Origin of the sequence: Shewanella vesiculosa (genome assembly GCF_009994065.1) — a bacterium.
Classification (GTDB): domain Bacteria; phylum Pseudomonadota; class Gammaproteobacteria; order Enterobacterales; family Shewanellaceae; genus Shewanella; species Shewanella vesiculosa.
This window is the reverse complement of the sequence record NZ_JAACSD010000014.1, coordinates 1-18,168: the sequence shown is the minus strand read 5'-3', so window position 1 is coordinate 18,168 and position 18,168 is coordinate 1. Positions and strand designations below refer to the sequence as shown.

The 18,168-nt window shown below is 43.6% G+C and carries 12 protein-coding genes; 4 read left to right on the top strand and 8 right to left on the bottom strand.

What is annotated here, in order from left to right; genetic code table 11:
- Positions 1–162: 162 nt before the first annotated feature.
- From GW828_RS15120 to argC, 7 genes are all read right to left on the bottom strand, one after another.
- Positions 163–1,218 (bottom strand): hypothetical protein, encoded by a 1,056-nt coding sequence (locus tag GW828_RS15120; protein ID WP_273058625.1) that lies wholly within the window; start codon positions 1,216–1,218, stop codon positions 163–165.
- Between the two features lie 6 nt (positions 1,219–1,224).
- Positions 1,225–2,274, bottom strand: coding sequence for a hypothetical protein (locus tag GW828_RS15115; protein WP_182722984.1), 1,050 nt, complete (start codon positions 2,272–2,274; stop codon positions 1,225–1,227).
- Between the two features lie 541 nt (positions 2,275–2,815).
- Positions 2,816–4,180, bottom strand: a complete 1,365-nt coding sequence (gene argH, locus GW828_RS15110) for an argininosuccinate lyase (protein WP_273058720.1) — start codon at positions 4,178–4,180, stop codon at positions 2,816–2,818.
- A 155-nt stretch (positions 4,181–4,335) separates the two neighbouring features.
- Entirely contained in the window at positions 4,336–5,559 is a 1,224-nt protein-coding gene (locus GW828_RS15105; protein ID WP_124018205.1) for an argininosuccinate synthase, read from the bottom strand.
- 93 nt (positions 5,560–5,652) lie between these two features.
- Positions 5,653–6,558 carry an ornithine carbamoyltransferase gene (locus GW828_RS15100; protein ID WP_124018204.1) on the bottom strand — a complete coding sequence of 302 codons (906 nt, stop codon included), beginning with the start codon at positions 6,556–6,558 and terminating at the stop codon, positions 5,653–5,655.
- 14 nt (positions 6,559–6,572) lie between these two features.
- Positions 6,573–7,355 (bottom strand): acetylglutamate kinase, encoded by a 783-nt coding sequence (argB, locus tag GW828_RS15095; RefSeq protein ID WP_124018203.1) that lies wholly within the window; start codon positions 7,353–7,355, stop codon positions 6,573–6,575.
- A gap of 18 nt (positions 7,356–7,373) precedes the next feature.
- The gene (gene argC, locus GW828_RS15090) at positions 7,374–8,354 is read right to left on the bottom strand and encodes an N-acetyl-gamma-glutamyl-phosphate reductase (RefSeq protein ID WP_182722983.1); all 981 of its coding nucleotides are present in this window, start codon (positions 8,352–8,354) and stop codon (positions 7,374–7,376) included.
- 261 nt (positions 8,355–8,615) lie between these two features.
- On the opposite strand from argC, the gene argE reads away from it, so the two are divergent.
- From argE to GW828_RS15070, 4 genes are all read left to right on the top strand, one after another.
- Positions 8,616–9,767 carry an acetylornithine deacetylase gene (gene argE / locus GW828_RS15085; RefSeq protein ID WP_273058621.1) on the top strand — a complete coding sequence of 384 codons (1,152 nt, stop codon included), beginning with the start codon at positions 8,616–8,618 and terminating at the stop codon, positions 9,765–9,767.
- Positions 9,768–9,918: 151 nt separating this feature from the next.
- Positions 9,919–12,567, top strand: coding sequence for a phosphoenolpyruvate carboxylase (gene ppc / locus GW828_RS15080; protein WP_124018200.1), 2,649 nt, complete (start codon positions 9,919–9,921; stop codon positions 12,565–12,567).
- Entirely contained in the window at positions 12,564–13,103 is a 540-nt protein-coding gene (locus GW828_RS15075) for a YceB family lipoprotein (protein WP_124018199.1), read from the top strand. The genes ppc and GW828_RS15075 overlap by 4 nt, the downstream gene beginning before the upstream one ends.
- 185 nt (positions 13,104–13,288) lie before the next feature.
- On the top strand, positions 13,289–16,348 hold the full coding sequence (locus tag GW828_RS15070) for a DUF2339 domain-containing protein (RefSeq protein ID WP_273058619.1): 3,060 nt from the start codon (positions 13,289–13,291) through the stop codon (positions 16,346–16,348).
- A gap of 50 nt (positions 16,349–16,398) precedes the next feature.
- On the opposite strand, the gene GW828_RS15065 is transcribed toward GW828_RS15070, so the two are convergent.
- The gene (locus GW828_RS15065; RefSeq protein WP_273058617.1) at positions 16,399–17,673 is read right to left on the bottom strand and encodes a CinA family nicotinamide mononucleotide deamidase-related protein; all 1,275 of its coding nucleotides are present in this window, start codon (positions 17,671–17,673) and stop codon (positions 16,399–16,401) included.
- Positions 17,674–18,168 lie beyond the last annotated feature (495 nt).

Genomic DNA, 18,168 nt, shown 5'->3' with positions numbered 1-18,168 from the left:
TTAAAAAATACCTTGAAACGCTTAAAAAACGAAAAAACTAATCGGATTACCTGCACAATTTCATGCTGCATACATGGCTAATTTGACGTTATTTATACACAAAAAAAACGCACTATTTACTAATGCGGTTTTTTAGATAATGTAAGTAACAATGGCTAAACCTTAGTCTCCTGCCATTTGTTGCAAAAACTCAAGTCGCTGCATTTCTTGCTCATCGGGTTGCCATGGCTCATCAGATAACGACTCAACGGCAAAGTCACCTAGCTCATAGGCAGGTTCCTCACTATGGCCGTACTGAGTTAATTCACCGGGCACAGCTGGACGACGCTCCAATACAAATGTGCTTAGAACATAAGGGCCTTTATATTGTGCTAACACTTCTTTATAGGCTTTAAGATCCAACACCACTGAGCCTTGTGTCAGCTTGTCTGAGCCAGTTAGCAAGGCAATCGGCTGCTTATCTGCTGTATATAAATTGGCACGTAAACGATAATAGCCCGCTAGCTCGACATCCACTTTAACCGGGATCAACATATCACTGCCTTCTGCACGAATATCCCCGACTCCAGTTATGGTTGCAGTAGGATGACTATATTCTATACCGGTTTTTAGCGTTTGCTTTTTGCCCTTAGCACTAAAGGTTACACTGATCTCTATTGGGCCATCCCAATCCTCTTCGGCATCGAGAGTTATCGCCCATTCTCCATCACTCCCTAGCATGGTTTTAGCCACTAATACCTCTGTTCCACCTGCAAGCTCGCTACGTAACGATACACTTGCACCATTAACCGCTAATCCCTTTACTTCAAGCTTTACCACCACAGGTTCTGGAAAACTAAAGCGGTATTGTGGTAACACGATACTGGCGCTGGCGCCATCTTGTAACAAAACCGCTTGTGGGATATAAGCATTAGGGTTAAGCAAGGTACTGTCATTAGCTGACAGTGGTATCGAATAAGCGGGCAAAGTCAGGTCACTAGCATAAGCCTGAGCCATAAGCTGAAAGCTGTCGCTGATCGATAGAGGCAGCTTTTCAACTACGGTTATCTGCTTTGGCTTCATCGAGGGCACCTTGGACTGAACAGACACAAGATCAACCGGCGCTACAGCAACCGCCAGAGACGGCTTAAGTGTCGGCTCTGCGGTATAGCGGTATATCCCATACCCTACCGCTACAACAAGTAGGGTAATGGTTATAGCGAGTTTTTTATATTTCATATACGCTTAGTTAGCTGCTTGATATACCAGTGCTGACATACTGGTTTTATTCGAATTACTCACCAATCTATAACGCGAACTAAATATCCACCAGCCACGTTTTTCATCATAGGTGCTGAATTGTAAGTTATCGCCATTGAGATAATTGGCACGACTATTAGCAGAAGTCACTTCATCTTTAGCGCTATTTAAAATAGTATCGCCATGGCTATACCCTTTACTCATTAACATAGGATAGTGATAAGGCATAAATCCACTTGGGCCATTTGTTGAAGTGAGCTTGCCATCAAATGCCACGCTGCGTGAGCAACTGTTGTAACTGCCAACTGATGCAGCACCGCAACTCGAGTGACTGGCAACAACACCATCATCTTCGCCGGGTAAAAATGCCCCCGTGACACCGAGAAAGTCAGAACCTGCACCAGCAAAACGCAAACGTGGAACTCGACTGTCAGGAAACGCGGCCAATTGACGTGCAGTATTTACACGTAAGTCATTCAATACCCCAATATTGGATGACGACGGCAGCTCACCTAACCATAGTGATACTGCCAGTTTTAATGTGCTATCCAGTAAACCTGAGCCACTGGCAACATTCGCGGCTAAATCTGCCAGCTCAACACCACCGCCGGCACCAGAAAAATCAAATGTGGCGACGATATTAAGCGGTTTTAAACCGGCATTTTGTAACCATAACGCTTGGTTATCAATAATATAGCGCATCACTAAATCACCAGTAGAATGGGTGACAAATACACAACCACTGTCACATGTCCCTGAACGCGATAATTGCTGTAGTTTAGGCCATACATATTGGCTGGTAATTTTATTGGCAATGCGCTCTTGCGAAGGCCAATCAATACGTTCGTCTGCGCGATCACGCCAATACTGTGCCCAATATTGGCCACCATTTTCGCTTACCTTCTCCCCAGTCGGTTTGCTTTGTAAGTTATCGGGCTGAAAGCCGTGCACTAACACCACAGGGTATCCCCCCACAGATGCTTGTGCTGCACCAGTTAATAAACCCGCTAATAATAAAAATAGAGATTTTTTCATCGCAATATCCTTATATTTTCCGCTACATCAGCCTGCGCCGTGTGCGTGTTTTTTTATATTTTTGTTACCGAATTGATGCATTTCACTCCAGCACCAACATCAACATAGAGCAGAAATAAAACAATGCAACTCTTAAAAATCAAGATTTTTACACCAAAAACACCCGAGTGTTTGAATCAAAACAATCGATAAGTGGTCGATATCGAGAGCAGATCTTACCAATAGGCGATAACAAGGATTTAACAATGGCAGTAAGCACTAACACATATGTTTTAAGCTTTTACTCCAATATTAGATAAAAACTTAGTTCACCTGTTTGAGATGCTCAAGAATCAAAGTATGTGCAAAAAATTTACTGATATTTACGCTGACTCAGATCAAAACATAATAGATAAGCTGCACTCTTATCCCGAATGCTGGTTATCTATAAGCAGTGTTAGACATAAAAAAGCCCTATAGACTTGCATCCATAGGGCTTTACAGACTGTCTGCCAAAGACAAACCGCCAGATTATTTTGCTCACTTCATCTTATGAGATTGGTTACGCTTTTTTAGCCGCTATGGCGGCTTGTACTTGATTAATGGCGGTGCCGCCTAATACATCACGCTTTTCTAAACACGCTTCAATCGTAAGGTTTGGATACACATCATCGCTGATCACTTTAGCAAATTGTTGCAACTCAGCCACGCTTAAGTCTTCAATCGGCTTTTGCTCACCAATGGCAAATACCACCACCTCACCGACGACATGATGTGCTTCACGAAATGGCATGCCTTTAGCCACAAGGTAGTCGGCTAGTTCAGTGGCATTAGCGTAACCTTGCTGCGCCGCGACCAAAGCTTGCGGGCGGTTAACGGTTAAGCCCGACAACACTAATGCAGCCATGTCTAAGCAAATAGCCCAGCTGTCGACCACATCAAACAAGCCTTCTTTGTCTTCTTGCATGTCTTTGTTGTAAGCCAAAGGTAAGGCTTTCATGGTAGTGAGAATCCCCACTAAACTGCCATAAACACGGCCGGTTTTACCACGAATAAGCTCTAATGCATCTGGGTTTTTCTTTTGTGGCATTAATGATGAGCCAGAGGTAACTTGATCGCTTAACGAGATAAAATTAGCTTCACCAGAATTGAAGAAAATTAAGTCTTCGGCCATCCGGCTTAAATGCATCATACTGATAGACGCTGTGCTACATAATTCAACCACGTGATCGCGATCTGACACACTGTCTAAACTGTTTAATGTCGGGCGGGCAAAGTTCAATGCTGCTGCGAGTGCGTGACGGTCAATAGGATACGCGGTACCAGCAAGTGCGCCTGAACCTAATGGACATGAATCGGCACGCCCCAATGCATCTTGCAGACGGCTAATATCACGCTCGAACATTTCGACATAGGCTAACGCCCAGTGACCAAAAGTGACTGGTTGTGCGCGCTGTAAATGAGTATAACCAGGCATTACTGCATCGACTTCACGCTCTGCAAGGGCAATTAATTCTGCGTGTAATGTGCCTAAACGCGCTAGCAGCGCTGCACCTTCTTTTTTACACCACAGTTTTAAATCGGTAGCGACTTGGTCGTTACGTGAACGGCCTGTATGGAGTTTTTTACCCAAATCACCGACTTTAGCAATCAGCTTTTGTTCAACAAAACTGTGAATATCTTCTGCGCCATTGCTGATGATAGCTTGGGGATCATTACCCACTTCCACCAGCAATTCATTGAGGGCCGCTTTTAAATCAGTACATTCTTGAGCAGTAATAATGCCTACGCTGGCAATAGCATCAGCCCATGCGATTGATCCAACAACGTCTTGTTCAAATAAGCGATAATCAACCGGCAGTGAGTCATTAAATAACTTGAAAAGTGCACTGGTTTCACCTTGAAATCTTCCGCCCCATAACGCCATGTCGGTATCCTCTGTATTAAAAACTGTGTTAAGAACTGGGTGTTCAATAATATAGCTGTAAATCATATTCTCTTTCTTGTAATGACTCTGCCATTAGCCCAAAAGTCATTATAAGAAAGGCGCTTTGCAGCGCCTTTATATGGTTGCCGTATTGGTTATTTAGTATTGAGTGCGCGAATACGGCTAGCTAAAGAATACAAACGGATAAAGCCTTCAGCGTGTTTTTGATCGTATACGTCATCTTCACCAAAGGTAGCGAAAGCTTCTGAATACAAGCTGTTTGGTGAACGCTTTTTAACTGCTGTTGCTTGGCCTTTATACAGCTTAATCACTACATCACCGTTAACTGACTCCGCTAATGATTCAGATGCTGCGATAAGTGACTTACATAAAGGCGTAAACCAACGACCGTCGTACACTAGGTGCGACATTTGGGCTGCAATCTGCTCGCGCCAGGTACGGCTGGTTTTATCTAATACCAATTCTTCAATGGCACGTAAACCAGCAAACATCACTGTGCCACCAGGGGTTTCATAACAACCACGTGACTTCATGCCCACTAAACGGTTTTCAGTAATGTCGATACGACCAACACCGTGCTTAGCAGCAATATCATTTAACGTCATTAATGCTGCATATGGTGATAATGCCTCGTCATTGACATGGGTAACACGACCATTTTTAATCGCTAACGACACATATTCTGCTTCATTTGGTGCATCTTCTGGCGCGACTGTTAGCGTCCATACACCTTTTGATGGCTCGTTCCACGGATCTTCTAACTCACCGCCTTCATGTGAAATATGCCATGCGTTGGCATCACGGCTATAAATTTTAGTCGCTGAGGCGCTGGTTTTAATGCCGCGCTCAGCAAGGTAAGCCAACAAGTCTTCACGGCTACGCATTTCCCACTCACGCCATGGCGCGATGACTTTTAAGTCTGGGGCTAATGCGGCAAAACAACCTTCAAAACGCACTTGGTCGTTACCTTTACCTGTGCAGCCGTGACATACCGCATCGGCGCCGACTTTACGGGCCACTTCAACTTGCGCTTTAGCAATAATCGGCCGCGCCATCGAAGTGCCTAATAAGTAAGTGCCTTCGTAAATAGCGCCCGTGGCGATAGTTGGGTAAATATAATCGGCAACAAACTCTTCTTTTAGATCAACAATATGGCACTCAGAAGCACCAGAGGCTAATGCCTTTTCGGTTAAGCCAACGAGCTCTTCTTCGCCTTGGCCTACATCGGCACAGAATGCGATGATTTCGCAGTTATCATAGGTTTCTTTTAACCACGGGATAATGGCTGAAGTATCTAAACCACCTGAATATGCCAATACCACTTTTTTAACGCCGGTTTTTTTCACTGCACTAGACATGTTTAATTCCTAGAATCGATTACGTATATGTTCAATTTAAATAACGCCAGAGGCATTATTGTCTTAATTTTTTGAATAACTTAAATAAGGTGTCTAACTTAATAAAGTCACTAAAACTGCATTTTGCGCATGCATGCGATTTTCTGCTTGATGTAAAATCAACGAGCCTTGACCATCCATTACCTCGTCGGTTACTTCTACGCCACGATGTGCTGGTAAGCAATGCATAAAGAATTTAGCACCAGCTTGAGCCATTAGCTCACTGTTAACTTGGTACGGTGCAAAACGGGCTTTTATGTCAGCAAGCGGAGTGTCATCGCCCATAGAAATCCACGTATCGGTATAAACAGCATCATGACCTTCTATAGCATTAATGTCAGCACTCAACGTTAACTTACCACCATTTTTTTGCGCTAACGCTTGTGCTTCGGTGACCACTAATGCATCAGGGAATGCACCTTCAGGGCATATCACTGTCATGGTCATACCTAAAATCGCCGCACCATAAATGAGTGAGTGGGTGACGTTATTACCATCGCCAACATAAGCTAATTTTGCTTGGCTTACATCATCAAACTGCTCGGATAAGGTTAAAAAATCGGCCAGAGCCTGGCAAGGATGATATAAGTCAGACAATGCATTAATCACTGGTACTGTGCCATGCAGCGCGAGCTGTTCGATAGTCGTATGCGAGTAAGTTCTCGCGACAATGGCATCAGCCCAACATGAAATATTAGTTGCAAAGTCTGCCACGGTTTCACGTTGACCTAAGGCGCCATTTTGTTGGTCTAAGTATAAGCAGTGACCACCTAATTTATTAATGCCAATGTCAAAGCTGACTCGGGTGCGCAGTGATGGCTTTTCAAATAACATCACCACACTTTTTCCATCTAAGGCACGACGGTACTCAGCTGGGTTGTGCTTAATTTTTTTAGCCAATTCAATGATGGCTAATAGCTGAGATTGAGTTAACTCTTTTATCGACAATAGGTGCTGCATATACGACTACTCCATTAAGGTTGTATTTGAGTCCCGACGGACCCACCTTTGACTAAGGTTTTTAATTGTTCCGCGTCGCGCCACGAAGCCACTTGCACAGGTTTCCCCATCCACTGAGCAACTTCTAGTGCCGCTTCCACTTTCACTTTCATGCCTTTTTCAATCACCCCTTGGGCGACTAAGTGTTCAATTTCGCTTTTATTTAAACTATGAATTAATTGCCCTTTACCGTCTAATACACCCGATACATCTGACAATAGCACTAGGGTGCCATTTACTAATTTAGCAAGTGCCGTTGCGGCTTGGTCAGCATTCACATTTAACATCTCGCCTTGGCTAGAAATGGCAATAGAACTGCAAATTGGCATCCAACCTTGGCTTAAAATAAAGTTTAAATAGGTAGCATCTTTTGGCTCAACTTCGCCCACCAGCCCTAAACGTTCATCTTTAATTTTAGCCGTAACGACATTGCCGTCTCCTAGGCTCATGCCGATACTGACAATGCCAGCTTTAGCGGCTGCGGCTTGTAGAATTTTATTCGACGAGCCAGCGAGTGCACCTACCACGATTGCAATTTGATCGGCAGGCGTAACGCGTAAACCGTCTAATTTAATAGTTTCTTTACCATTTGCAGTCAGTTGCTCATCAACTAAACACCCACCACCGTGTACCAATATCACTTGTTGACCCGCGGCAATCATTTCAGCAGCGGCATCCATTAAGCGCGCCATACCCATTTCGCATTGTAGTAAAGCACCACCGACTTTAAGCACTAACACTGATTTTGTAGTCATTATTATTATTCCTTAATCCGCTTACACATCGAAATGGATTTTAATACACTGAAGCCCTTGGCTGGCAGCGCCTTTCATTAAATTATCAATCGCACTGGCGACCACTAAATAACCACTTTTAGCATCATATTTCCAACCTAAATGACAATTGGCTGTATTGACTACATCATCGACTTTAGGAAACTGGTTGTGCTTAACCGTTACGATTGGGGCGTTATCGTAGACGCTGTAAGCCTTGATCACATCCGCTTCGGTAGTGCCCGGCTTTAGCTGTACGGTTATCGTCGCTAAAATGCCGCGCTTAAAGTTACCTAAATGCGGCGTGAAGATCACTTCTTGACCCAAGTGTGTGGCAATTTCAGGCTGATGTCTGTGGCCTAACACACCGTATGGGGTTAAGCTGACTTCACAAAAATTAGTATGCAGTTGCGCTTTACGTCCCGCTCCCGTGACACCACTAACCGCATTAATCACTGGGTACATTTCAGTTAAAAATGGTTTAAGCGGTTTTAGTGCAGTAAGTGATGCCGTAGGATAACAACCAGGTACCGCAATCATTCTGGTTTGTTTAATTTGTTCGCTATTCCACTCAGCTAAGCCATACACTGCCTGAGCTAACACATCAGGATGAGTATGCTCAAAGCCATACCATTTAGGGTACTGCGCCACATCAGCAAAACGATAAGCACCACTTAAATCGAATACAGCCAAACCCTGCTGGTAAAACCATGCCGCAAGCTCTAGGCTCACTGAATGCTCAGTCGCTAATACTACTGCATCAGCTTCGGCTACAATTCGTTTTTTAGCATCATCAGATAATGGCGATAGTGTATAAGCCATGTGGCTATATACCGGGTATAGATCAGCTAATTTACGACCTTTATCTAAACTATTTTCTGATACATACAAACCTTGAACGCTTAGATTAGTGTCTGCATTAATTAACGAGGTGATTTGTGCACCTGTGTAGCCACTGGCGCCAATAATTGCGATGCTTTTCATAAGTTTGGTTTCTTTTTGATAATGAGAGAAAGTGTCAGCATAGCCTATTTAGACGGGAGCCGCCTAATTTAGAACTATCGTCGCAGGAAGTTAGCGATGATTATTGATATAGTGGATTTAGCAGCGAGAATGCACATATTTATTTTCATTTCTAATGTTCAATTTATGGTGTCGGTTAATGCTGTTTGCTAGACTACCACACAACATTAATTATGCAATATATGTGAATAAGTATTTTACATGTTATTTTTAGGATAACCCATGAGCACACTCCCAAATCTAAAAAGTTGTTTTACACAGCTGATTGCAGCGCCATCAGTCAGTGCACTCGAAGCTGAACATGATATGAGTAACCATGCAGTTATCAACTTGTTGCAAAACTGGTTTGGCGAGCTTGGTTTTGAATGTGAAACCCCTACAGTAGAAGATTCGCGTAATAAGCAAAATCTTATTGCTCGAATAGGTTCAGGTAGCGGCGGACTATTATTAGCAGGCCATACCGATACCGTGCCATTTGATGAAGGCCGCTGGAGCCAAAGCCCATTTGAGATGGTTGAAAAAAATAATCGTTGGTACGGCTTAGGTACTTGCGACATGAAAGGCTTTTTTGCGCTAGTACTTGAAGCATTAAAAGACATGCCACTCGATCAATTTAAGCGACCTTTAACTATTTTTGCCAGCGCTGACGAAGAAACCACTATGAGTGGCGCCAAGGCATTTGCTGACTCTGCTGTTATCGCGCCAGATTATGCGATTATCGGTGAGCCCACCAGCTTGAAACCTGTCTACATGCATAAGGGGCATTTAGCCCAAGGGATCCGCGTCATTGGTCGCAGTGGCCATTCATCTGATCCAGCACGCGGCCTCAATGCCATTGAAGTGATGCACAAAGTCATTAGCAAACTAATGCTACTCAAACAGCATTTAAGTGAAAATTACCGCGAAGATGCGTTTACCGTGCCTTATCCTACGATGAACTTTGGCCATATTCATGGTGGTGATGCTGCTAACCGCATTTGTGGTTGCTGCGACTTGCATTTAGATATTCGCCCATTACCGGGTATGGAGCTAGCTGATCTGGAATTAATGGTATTAAACTACTTATCTGACATCAGTAAAGAGTATCCTGGCAGTATTAGCGTCAGTACTTTGTATCCAGGGGCTGAATCATTTGCAGGAAAAGCAGATAACCCGTGGACCAAATTAGTGGCACAATTATCAGGTAATGAAGCTGAAGTGGTCAACTATTCTACTGAGGCACCATACATCAATAAACTCGGTTGCCAAACCTTAGTATTGGGCCCAGGAAGTATTAACCAAGCCCACCAGCCAGACGAATTTATTGGCTTAGAATACCTCACACCTACGGTTGAATTGATCAAAAAAATGATTTATCACGCTTGTATCAAGTAATCGGCGCAGTTAGGTTTTTTAACGATATAAATGTAACATTTTTACGAAATAAAATTACGAAACACACTGCCCGTGTATTGACCGATATTGATACGCTGGGTATTGTGATGTAAGAGATATTGGAAAAATCGTTCATTTTTCGGGAGTAAGTATGACAGAGCAAACGGCAGATATGTATGCATCACTTCGATCAAATGTGGGGCATCTAGGCCAGATATTAGGCGAAACAATGCAAACCCACTTAGGTGATGCATTCTTAGAAAAAGTAGAACAAATTCGTATTTTAGCCAAAAAATCTCGCCAGGGTGACGAAGCCTCTCGTGAGCAAATGCTAGCATTATTAACCGCGTTACCAGACGAAGAGCTAGTGCCTTTCGCGAAAGCCTTCAACCAATTTTTAAACTTAGCCAATATCGCAGAACAATTCCATACCATTAGCCGCAATTGCGACGAGCTAGTGTGTGTTCCGGACCCTGTGGAGCAACTGCTCGGGCGAATGCTAGACACTGATTTAGATAAAAAAGATGTCATAAAGTGCTTAAAAAACTTAGACATTGATTTAGTATTAACGGCACATCCAACAGAAATATCTCGTCGCACCTTAATCCAAAAATACGCCGCCGTTGTAGATTGCTTAACCGAGCAAGAAAATTCTCAGCTTACCGATCGCGAACGTGAACAAAGCACACTGCGTCTTCGTCAGCTGATTGCTCAAATTTGGCATACCAACGAAATCCGCAGCGAACGCCCAACACCTGTTGATGAAGCACGCTGGGGCTTGAGCACGATTGAAACTTCATTGTGGCAAGCGATCCCTGACTTTTTACGTCAATTAAATGATCAAGTTGAGCATAAAACCGGCCAGCAGTTACCTATTGATGTATCTCCTGTGCGATTTTCGAGCTGGATGGGTGGTGACCGCGACGGCAATCCATTTGTGACCTCTACCGTGACTCAAGAAGTGCTTGACCGTAATCGTCACGCGGCAGCCAGACTGTATCTAAAAGATATTGTGACCTTACTCGGCGAATTGTCGATGGAACACGCTAATGCTGAATTATCAGCGTTAACCGATAACAGTAAAGAACCGTACCGTGATGTGTTACGCAAGTTGCGCTGTCAGTTACGTAACACTATCGATTACCTTAACGCTCGCCTTGAAGGTAAAAAACCTGACGTCGATACTCGCGAGCTTATTTGGCATAAAACAGATTTACTTGAACCGCTTCAGTTACTTTATAAAAGCTTGACCGATTGCGGCATGAAGTTAATTGCCAACGGCCTGTTACTCGACATCTTGCGTCGTTTAGCCTGCTTTGGTATTCACATGCTGCGCCTCGATATCCGTCAAGATGCATCACGCCACAGCGACGTAATCGCCGAACTGACCCGTTATTTAGGTATGGGCGATTACAACCACTGGGACGAAAATGAAAAACAAGCCTTTTTACTGCGTGAACTCACCAGTAAACGCCCGCTGATCCCTGCAAATTGGCAACCAAGTGATGATGTGGCAGAAGTTGTAAGAACCTGCAACTTAGTCGCCCAACAACCCGTTAATGCATTAGGGTCGTATGTGATCTCTATGGCCAGTAAGCCATCTGATGTACTCACAGTGTTGTTACTGCTAAAAGAAGCTGGCTGCACTAACCCAATGCGAGTGGTACCGTTATTTGAAACATTAGCAGACCTTGAAAGTGCAGCTGATTGTATGACAGCGCTGCTCAACATTGATTGGTATCGTGGTTACACTAAAGGCATGCAAGAAGTCATGATTGGTTATTCTGACTCTGCAAAAGATGCTGGGGTTATGGCAGCCGCTTGGGCACAATATCGTGCTCAAGAGCAACTCGTTGCTGTCTGTAAAAAGGCTGACGTTAAGTTGATGCTGTTCCATGGTCGTGGTGGCTCAATTGGCCGTGGGGGTGGACCAGCTCACAAAGCCATTTTATCGCAACCACCAGGTTCGGTAGATGGTCGCATTCGTGTGACAGAGCAAGGCGAAATGATCCGCTTTAAATTTGGGTTACCCAAATTAGCAGTGCAAAGTTTAGCGCTGTACACTTCGGCCGTAATGGAAGCGACACTACTGCCGCCACCCGAGCCTAAAAAGGCATGGCGTGATTGTATGCAGCGCATCGCTGCAGAGTCAGTAGCGCATTACCGCGGTATTGTTCGTGAAGAACCAGACTTTGTTGCGTACTTTAGATCCGCTACGCCAGAAGTTGAACTCGGTAAACTGCCATTAGGCAGCCGCCCAGCGAAACGAAAAGTCGATGGTGGCATTGAAAGTCTCCGTGCTATTCCGTGGATTTTTGCTTGGTCACAAAACCGCTTAATGTTACCGGCTTGGTTGGGGGCTGGTGAAGCATTACAAGATGCTGCGGATCGCGGCGAGCTTGAACTATTACGCGAGATGGAAGACCAATGGCCTTTCTTTGAAACTCGTATTTCAATGCTAGAGATGGTTTACACCAAAGCAGAACCTAACTTAGCTAAGTATTACGAGCTATGTTTAGTTAAACCAGAACTGCATCATTTAGGCGAAAAGTTGCGTCAACGTCTGCAACTGGGTATTGATGCTGTATTGTCATTAACCCAAGCAACAGAGTTAATGGCACATACTCCTTGGAGCCGTGAATCTGTTAAACTGCGCAATCCTTATATCGACCCACTTAACTTTTTACAAACCGAGCTATTAGCGCGTACACGTAGAGAGGTAGAGCCATCGGCGCATGTTCAGTTAGCATTGATGCTGACTATTGCCGGCGTTGCTGCAGGAATGAGAAATACTGGATGATAACCTTGGTTAAAACCCTTGGACTTGGATTGTTATTGTTACTGACTGGCTGTGCCAGTCAGTACAGCATCACTGAGTCTGAAATAGAACAATACCTTAATAAAGACATGCATTTTGAGGTCAAGCAGGGCAATAAGTTAATTGGAGTGTCGCTTAAGCTAAATGATATGCAGGTAGTATTAGGCGCTAAGCCAAATACTATGGCAGTAACAGCAGCAACTATGATCACTGTTAATAACCCATTACTGCCCATTCACGCTAAATTAAAAACGACATTTGAAGCAGTGCCTTGGTACGATACTGACACTAAGAGCGTGTATCTACGACAGTTAAACTTAGTCAAAGTTGAGTCTGAACCCGCTGATATTGAGCGTTACATCAGCCAAGCTACGCCACAATTAATGGGCTTTTTACGTAGTTATCTTGAAAATCAGCCAGTGTATACCTTAGACACTCGCGACAGCAATCAAGCGCTAATGGCGAAAATGACCAAAGAGATTGCCGTACAACAGGGCAAACTGGTGGTTAAGTTTTAGCACTATCATCATCGTAATAAAAAGCACCTGCGGGTGCTTTTTTATTGCTTCAAATCTCTGTACATCCACATAATCAATAAAGGCTCAACCTCTCAAATATCAAAAAACTGAGCATTTCCTATTCAATCATAACCACGTACAATAACTTGGCAATATTGGAGTGCATAATAATCATGGGATGAATGATGCCGTTAATGGATGACGTAGCCAAATTAAAAGCACAACTGGCGGAGCTAGTCTCACAGCAAGGTGCACAACAGGCCGATGTAAATCAACAATTGGCTCGGTTCGCTCAGCAACTTGATGCTTTAGCCCAGCAAGTACAGGCGCAAAGTAATAATCAACAACCGCTTAGCTTGTCTGCAGAAAACTTACATATTCCTGTGCATGAGAGTCGAGCAAACGATTCGAGCAGCAATATTGTTGCCGATAAGCCTCAATACTCATCTTCCGCTTGGGAGCGCCAACCTTCAGACACAAGTCATTCGGTGTCAGCAGCATCGATATCGGCACAACAAACTTCGGTAGTCACAAAGTCACCAGCCAGACAAAGCGCCCTTAGTGCCATGATCACCCAGTTAGCTGAAGCTATTGGTGAGTTCAGTGCATCTGCACTTGCACCTTTGTCTGTGTTAGCCGAACAAGCAAAAGGCTTTTATCAGCATTACCAAGCTAAAGGCTTAGGCCCAGTATTTTTGATGACAGTGGCGGGCATCATTACTCTGACACTAGGCTTTGGTTATTTACTGCAGTTTTCAATCAACAACTGGTTTTCAGAGTTGGGTAAAGCCTTACTAGGAATCGGGGTCGCAAATAGCATTATTGTCGGCGGAGTGTTTATTCGGCAAAAACGCCCGGGGATGCAAGATTTTGGTTCCGGACTCGTCGGTCTTGGGCTCATTCTTAACTACTTGTGTTTGTATTTCCTAGGACCATATTTTAATCTTATTGCCGATGTTGCCTGCTTTGGTTTGCTATTTCTCAATACGATATTAGGTTATGGCCTTTCAAGTAAACTCGACACCAAAGTAGTGGCAATTATCGCCTTAATTGGCGGCTCACTTGCGCCATTGATGTTACTTGACGGCGGTCAAACACCTTTATTATACCTACCCTATTTGATGCTTATCGGCATCTGCTCGATGGTCCAAAGCCACAAATTAGCTTGGCCGATACTTATCGAAGTCACCGCATTACTCCACATTGCTTGCGTACAGATATTGAGCTTAGCTATTCAATTGCCTTTACCTGTTATCGATTGGCAAAGCGGCTTAGCATTACTGATGATCAATGGGTTGTTCTACCTCTACAGTATTGCCAGTTTATTATTTGTCATAAAATCAGCTTTAACACCAAGACTGCTAGCGGTTCCAATCGCACTAATGGCCTTTATCCTTTACGCCCTGACGCAATGGAACGTTTTTGCTGGAGAGATTTTTGCACTTAATGCATTACTGTGTGGCTTGTTATATTGGGTGATTAAACGCGATAAAGATATTGCAGCCCTAGCTTTGGCTTTTGCAGGAAGCTTTGCTGGTTTTGCTGCACTGTTTTTACTTAGCGTAGAACTGCTAGGACTAGTGCTGCTGTTAGAAGGTTTGCTGTTACTGTGGATTGGCTGTAAACAGCTATTTAGCCCTATTAGAGCTGAAGCCTATGTCTTACTTATACTAGGCATAATCAGCAGCTTTGCTAACGTCTTTGATGTACTAACACAGTCGAACTATGACAATGATGGTCTATTAGGATATCAAGCATTATTGAGTATATCGATGGCACTAACCTGCGCGATGACTTTTGCGGCGCAAAAGCTGCTTAGCCGCCATCTAGCTGACTTAATGAAATTAGAACACTTAGCTGTGCGATTTATCCGCGAGTTACTTGGGGTGCTTTATACAATCACCTTATTGCTGGTGAGCTTTTTCATCACCGAGCAATATTGGCTTAATACATTGCCATTCATCAGCTTATTGCTGCTGTACATGAGCGCTAAACACACCTTACGCTTTAGCGAAGTATTAGCCTGGTTATTGCAACTGCCGTTATTAGGGTTAGTTATTTTTGGCATGGTAGACGCTGATAGCCTTAGCTTTGCCGACCAAGCAATCAACGCTAAATTAGCCCGAGTTGAGCTCTTTGGTGGATTATTACTGGCGTATTATTGGTACAAAAAATACTATGCTGATGCCAAGTTAATCCGCTTTGCTTACTATGTTCAGTTAATTTGTTACCTAGTGCTACCGTTACTAATATTGCCCAAAATCATACGTAGCTATCCTGACTACATTGCTATCTCATTGTGGCTGAGCAGTTTGATGAGTCTAGGTTTGGCTTACTTTGTTAAGCACAAAAGTCTTCACTATGAGACGCAAATACTCACGATCCTAGCAACCATGATCACCGCAGCAATGTGTCTAGCAGAACAGTGGCAAGGACTTGCAGCATTGGTCCTAGGCTTGCTATTTCTCGGATTTATTAGCTTACGTTATGAACAACTACCCAAAAAATGGCAACACATTACCACGCTACAATGGCACATTGCGCCATACTATATTGCCTTAGTGATAGCCGTGTTAAGCCAAACCATCACCAACTTGTTCCATCCATCATGGGCAATTACAGCGTTAATTATCTGTGGATATTTTAGTGTTATTGGCGAAAGAAACACACGTATCGGTCAACATTTTAAGCAGGCTTTAGCACCAAGCTATAGCTTGGCATATTGTATGATTTTTACTTGTGCGATTTTACCTATCCTATTTCACAGCGAAACACAGCTCACCTTTAATACTGATAATGTGCTGATTAATTTAGCAGAGCTTGGAGTGCTGATGTTATTAGGTCGTTATTTGTTAACGGCAAGATTAGGCATTAGAGCACACAGAAAAATTATCTCTTATGACGCGCTTAAGTGGGCTTGGCATGCATTATTAGTAATAAGTTACTTGCTGTGGAGCTATCAATTCGACCAGAGTATTGCAGCACCAATGAGTGCAATACTGTTAGTTGTGCATGCCTGTGTGGTGATGTTTATAAGCCTACGGCCTCAGCAAGCGAACCTGGTTAGGCTAGCTGCACTGCTATTTGCTCTGGCTTGTATCAAGGTGATTTTTGTTGATATGGCGTCATTTGAATTAATTCAAAAAATCGTCGCCTTTATTTTGATTGGCGTTATTTTGCTGACGGTTGCTTACTTTTATCAAAAGGCGAAAAACAATCAATTGCCTGATGACCTTACAGCCTAGTCATTACATCGAGCTTGCTTACACCAGAGGTAAGCAAGCTCGACATAAACTTACTTGGCAAACCGTGGAATTGACGGGTAATCGACAATAACAGCTTCTTCAAGCAATGCACGACGAAGCATATCGTAAGCAATTGCGGTACTCATACTTCTTACAAGCTGGCGTGAACGCTTTGGTAATTTCACCATTTGACTGTATACGCCATGTTTAGTTGCTAATGCTATCGCCACAGTCCCAACGGGCTTATCATCAGATCCACCATCTGGGCCAGCAATACCGCTAGTGGCTAATGCGTAATCACTATCAAGAATAGCGCGTACGCCTTGTGCCATCGCCTCAACAGTAGCAATAGAGACAGCACCATGATCGTCCAATATTTGTGGGTTAACACCTAAAACTCTCACTTTAGATTCATTGCTATAGGTCACCAATCCATGGTGTAAGTATGATGAACTGCCAGCAAAGTCGATTAACTGACTGGTAATCATTCCACCAGTACAAGACTCTGCGACACTTAAACTCAGGCCTGACTGATATAAGCGATGATGAATTTCAGCTGCTAATGTTGGTCGATTCTCAGCGACAACTGCATACCCTAACAAGGCTTTAACCTGCTTTGTTACTTTGGATAGCTGACGGATAGCTTTTTCACCACGAGCAAAAATTTTAATTTCAATGTGTGGCATTGATGAACGATAACCTAACTCGATACCTTCAGGTAAATTCAGCTCAGATAAGGTGTCCGCTAAAGATGACTCGCCATGACCAATTGTGAGTAACTTTTCTAAAGCTGACTTTTGTTGAGCACCAAACTCTTCGATAATAAATGGAATAAACTGTTCGGTGATCATGTGCTTTAATTCAAATGGCACACCAGGAGTAAAAAATAGCCATGCATTATTCAACTTCACACGAAAGCCACAAGCTGTACCGACAGGATTATCGATCATAATAGCCGAGGCAGGTAACCAAGCTTGTTTTAAGTTACTCTTCGCCATCACCCGGTTATTACGCGTAAACCAGTCTTCTAAATGCTCACGCCACTGCACATTTTCGACAAGCTCTTCGCCTTTAGCTTTAGCCATCGCTAATGCCGACATATCGTCACTAGTAGGCCCTAAACCACCATTCACAATAATCACATCTGCATGCTTACTACGTTCTTGGAATACGGCAATGAGATCTTCCATTCGATCGCCAACGGTTACCCTATGCTGCATCTCAATACCTATTTCCATCATAGTATTAGCAACCCAAGCAGCATTAGTATCGACTATCTGACCAGATAATACTTCTTCACCCGTGCAAATCATTTCTAGCTTCATCATTATTTCCTATACCCTTTCATTGGCACTAACTTAGGCGTCCAACATCTGAATGGCAAGAAAATAGATCGAAATAAGAGAAAATTAAATCATAAGTAGATGAATGGATTACAACAAATCAACAGAAATAGCTCAAAACAATTAAAGGAGATAAACAGACAATACCAATGAGGTTGGCACTATGTTGCCAAAGTAGGTTACAGCAACAGCCTTCCGCTTACGTTGCCGGAGCGAACGGGAGCTTAATCCGTGAGTCTTTGCGACAAAGACAAGCCGCTGTCTGTTCATAAAGAGGCTAACAAGCCATGGATGGGTCAAGTACTACAATCTCGCAACCTTGTCACTTCAACGAACCGCCGCGGGATTTTATGTTGTTCTCTTTTTATCGCCCAACGAAAAAGGCCCTAGCATTTCTGCTAGGGCTTTCATCTTAAGTTGGCGGAGCGGACGGGACTCGAACCCGCGACCCCCGGCGTGACAGGCCGGTATTCTAAC

Bases quoted from the DNA above. Each gene is read 5' to 3' on its own strand.
- GW828_RS15120 (WP_273058625.1), bottom strand. From the start codon at position 1,218: ATGAAATATAAAAAACTCGCTATAACCATTACCCTACTTGTTGTAGCG.
- GW828_RS15115 (WP_182722984.1), bottom strand. From the start codon at position 2,274: ATGAAAAAATCTCTATTTTTATTATTAGCGGGTTTATTAACTGGTGCA.
- argH (WP_273058720.1), bottom strand. From the start codon at position 4,180: ATGGCGTTATGGGGCGGAAGATTTCAAGGTGAAACCAGTGCACTTTTC.
- GW828_RS15105 (WP_124018205.1), bottom strand. From the start codon at position 5,559: ATGTCTAGTGCAGTGAAAAAAACCGGCGTTAAAAAAGTGGTATTGGCA.
- GW828_RS15100 (WP_124018204.1), bottom strand. From the start codon at position 6,558: ATGCAGCACCTATTGTCGATAAAAGAGTTAACTCAATCTCAGCTATTA.
- argC (WP_182722983.1), bottom strand. From the start codon at position 8,354: ATGAAAAGCATCGCAATTATTGGCGCCAGTGGCTACACAGGTGCACAA.
- argE (WP_273058621.1), top strand. From the start codon at position 8,616: ATGAGCACACTCCCAAATCTAAAAAGTTGTTTTACACAGCTGATTGCA.
- ppc (WP_124018200.1), top strand. From the start codon at position 9,919: ATGACAGAGCAAACGGCAGATATGTATGCATCACTTCGATCAAATGTG.
- GW828_RS15075 (WP_124018199.1), top strand. From the start codon at position 12,564: ATGATAACCTTGGTTAAAACCCTTGGACTTGGATTGTTATTGTTACTG.
- GW828_RS15070 (WP_273058619.1), top strand. From the start codon at position 13,289: ATGCCGTTAATGGATGACGTAGCCAAATTAAAAGCACAACTGGCGGAG.
- GW828_RS15065 (WP_273058617.1), bottom strand. From the start codon at position 17,673: ATGAAGCTAGAAATGATTTGCACGGGTGAAGAAGTATTATCTGGTCAG.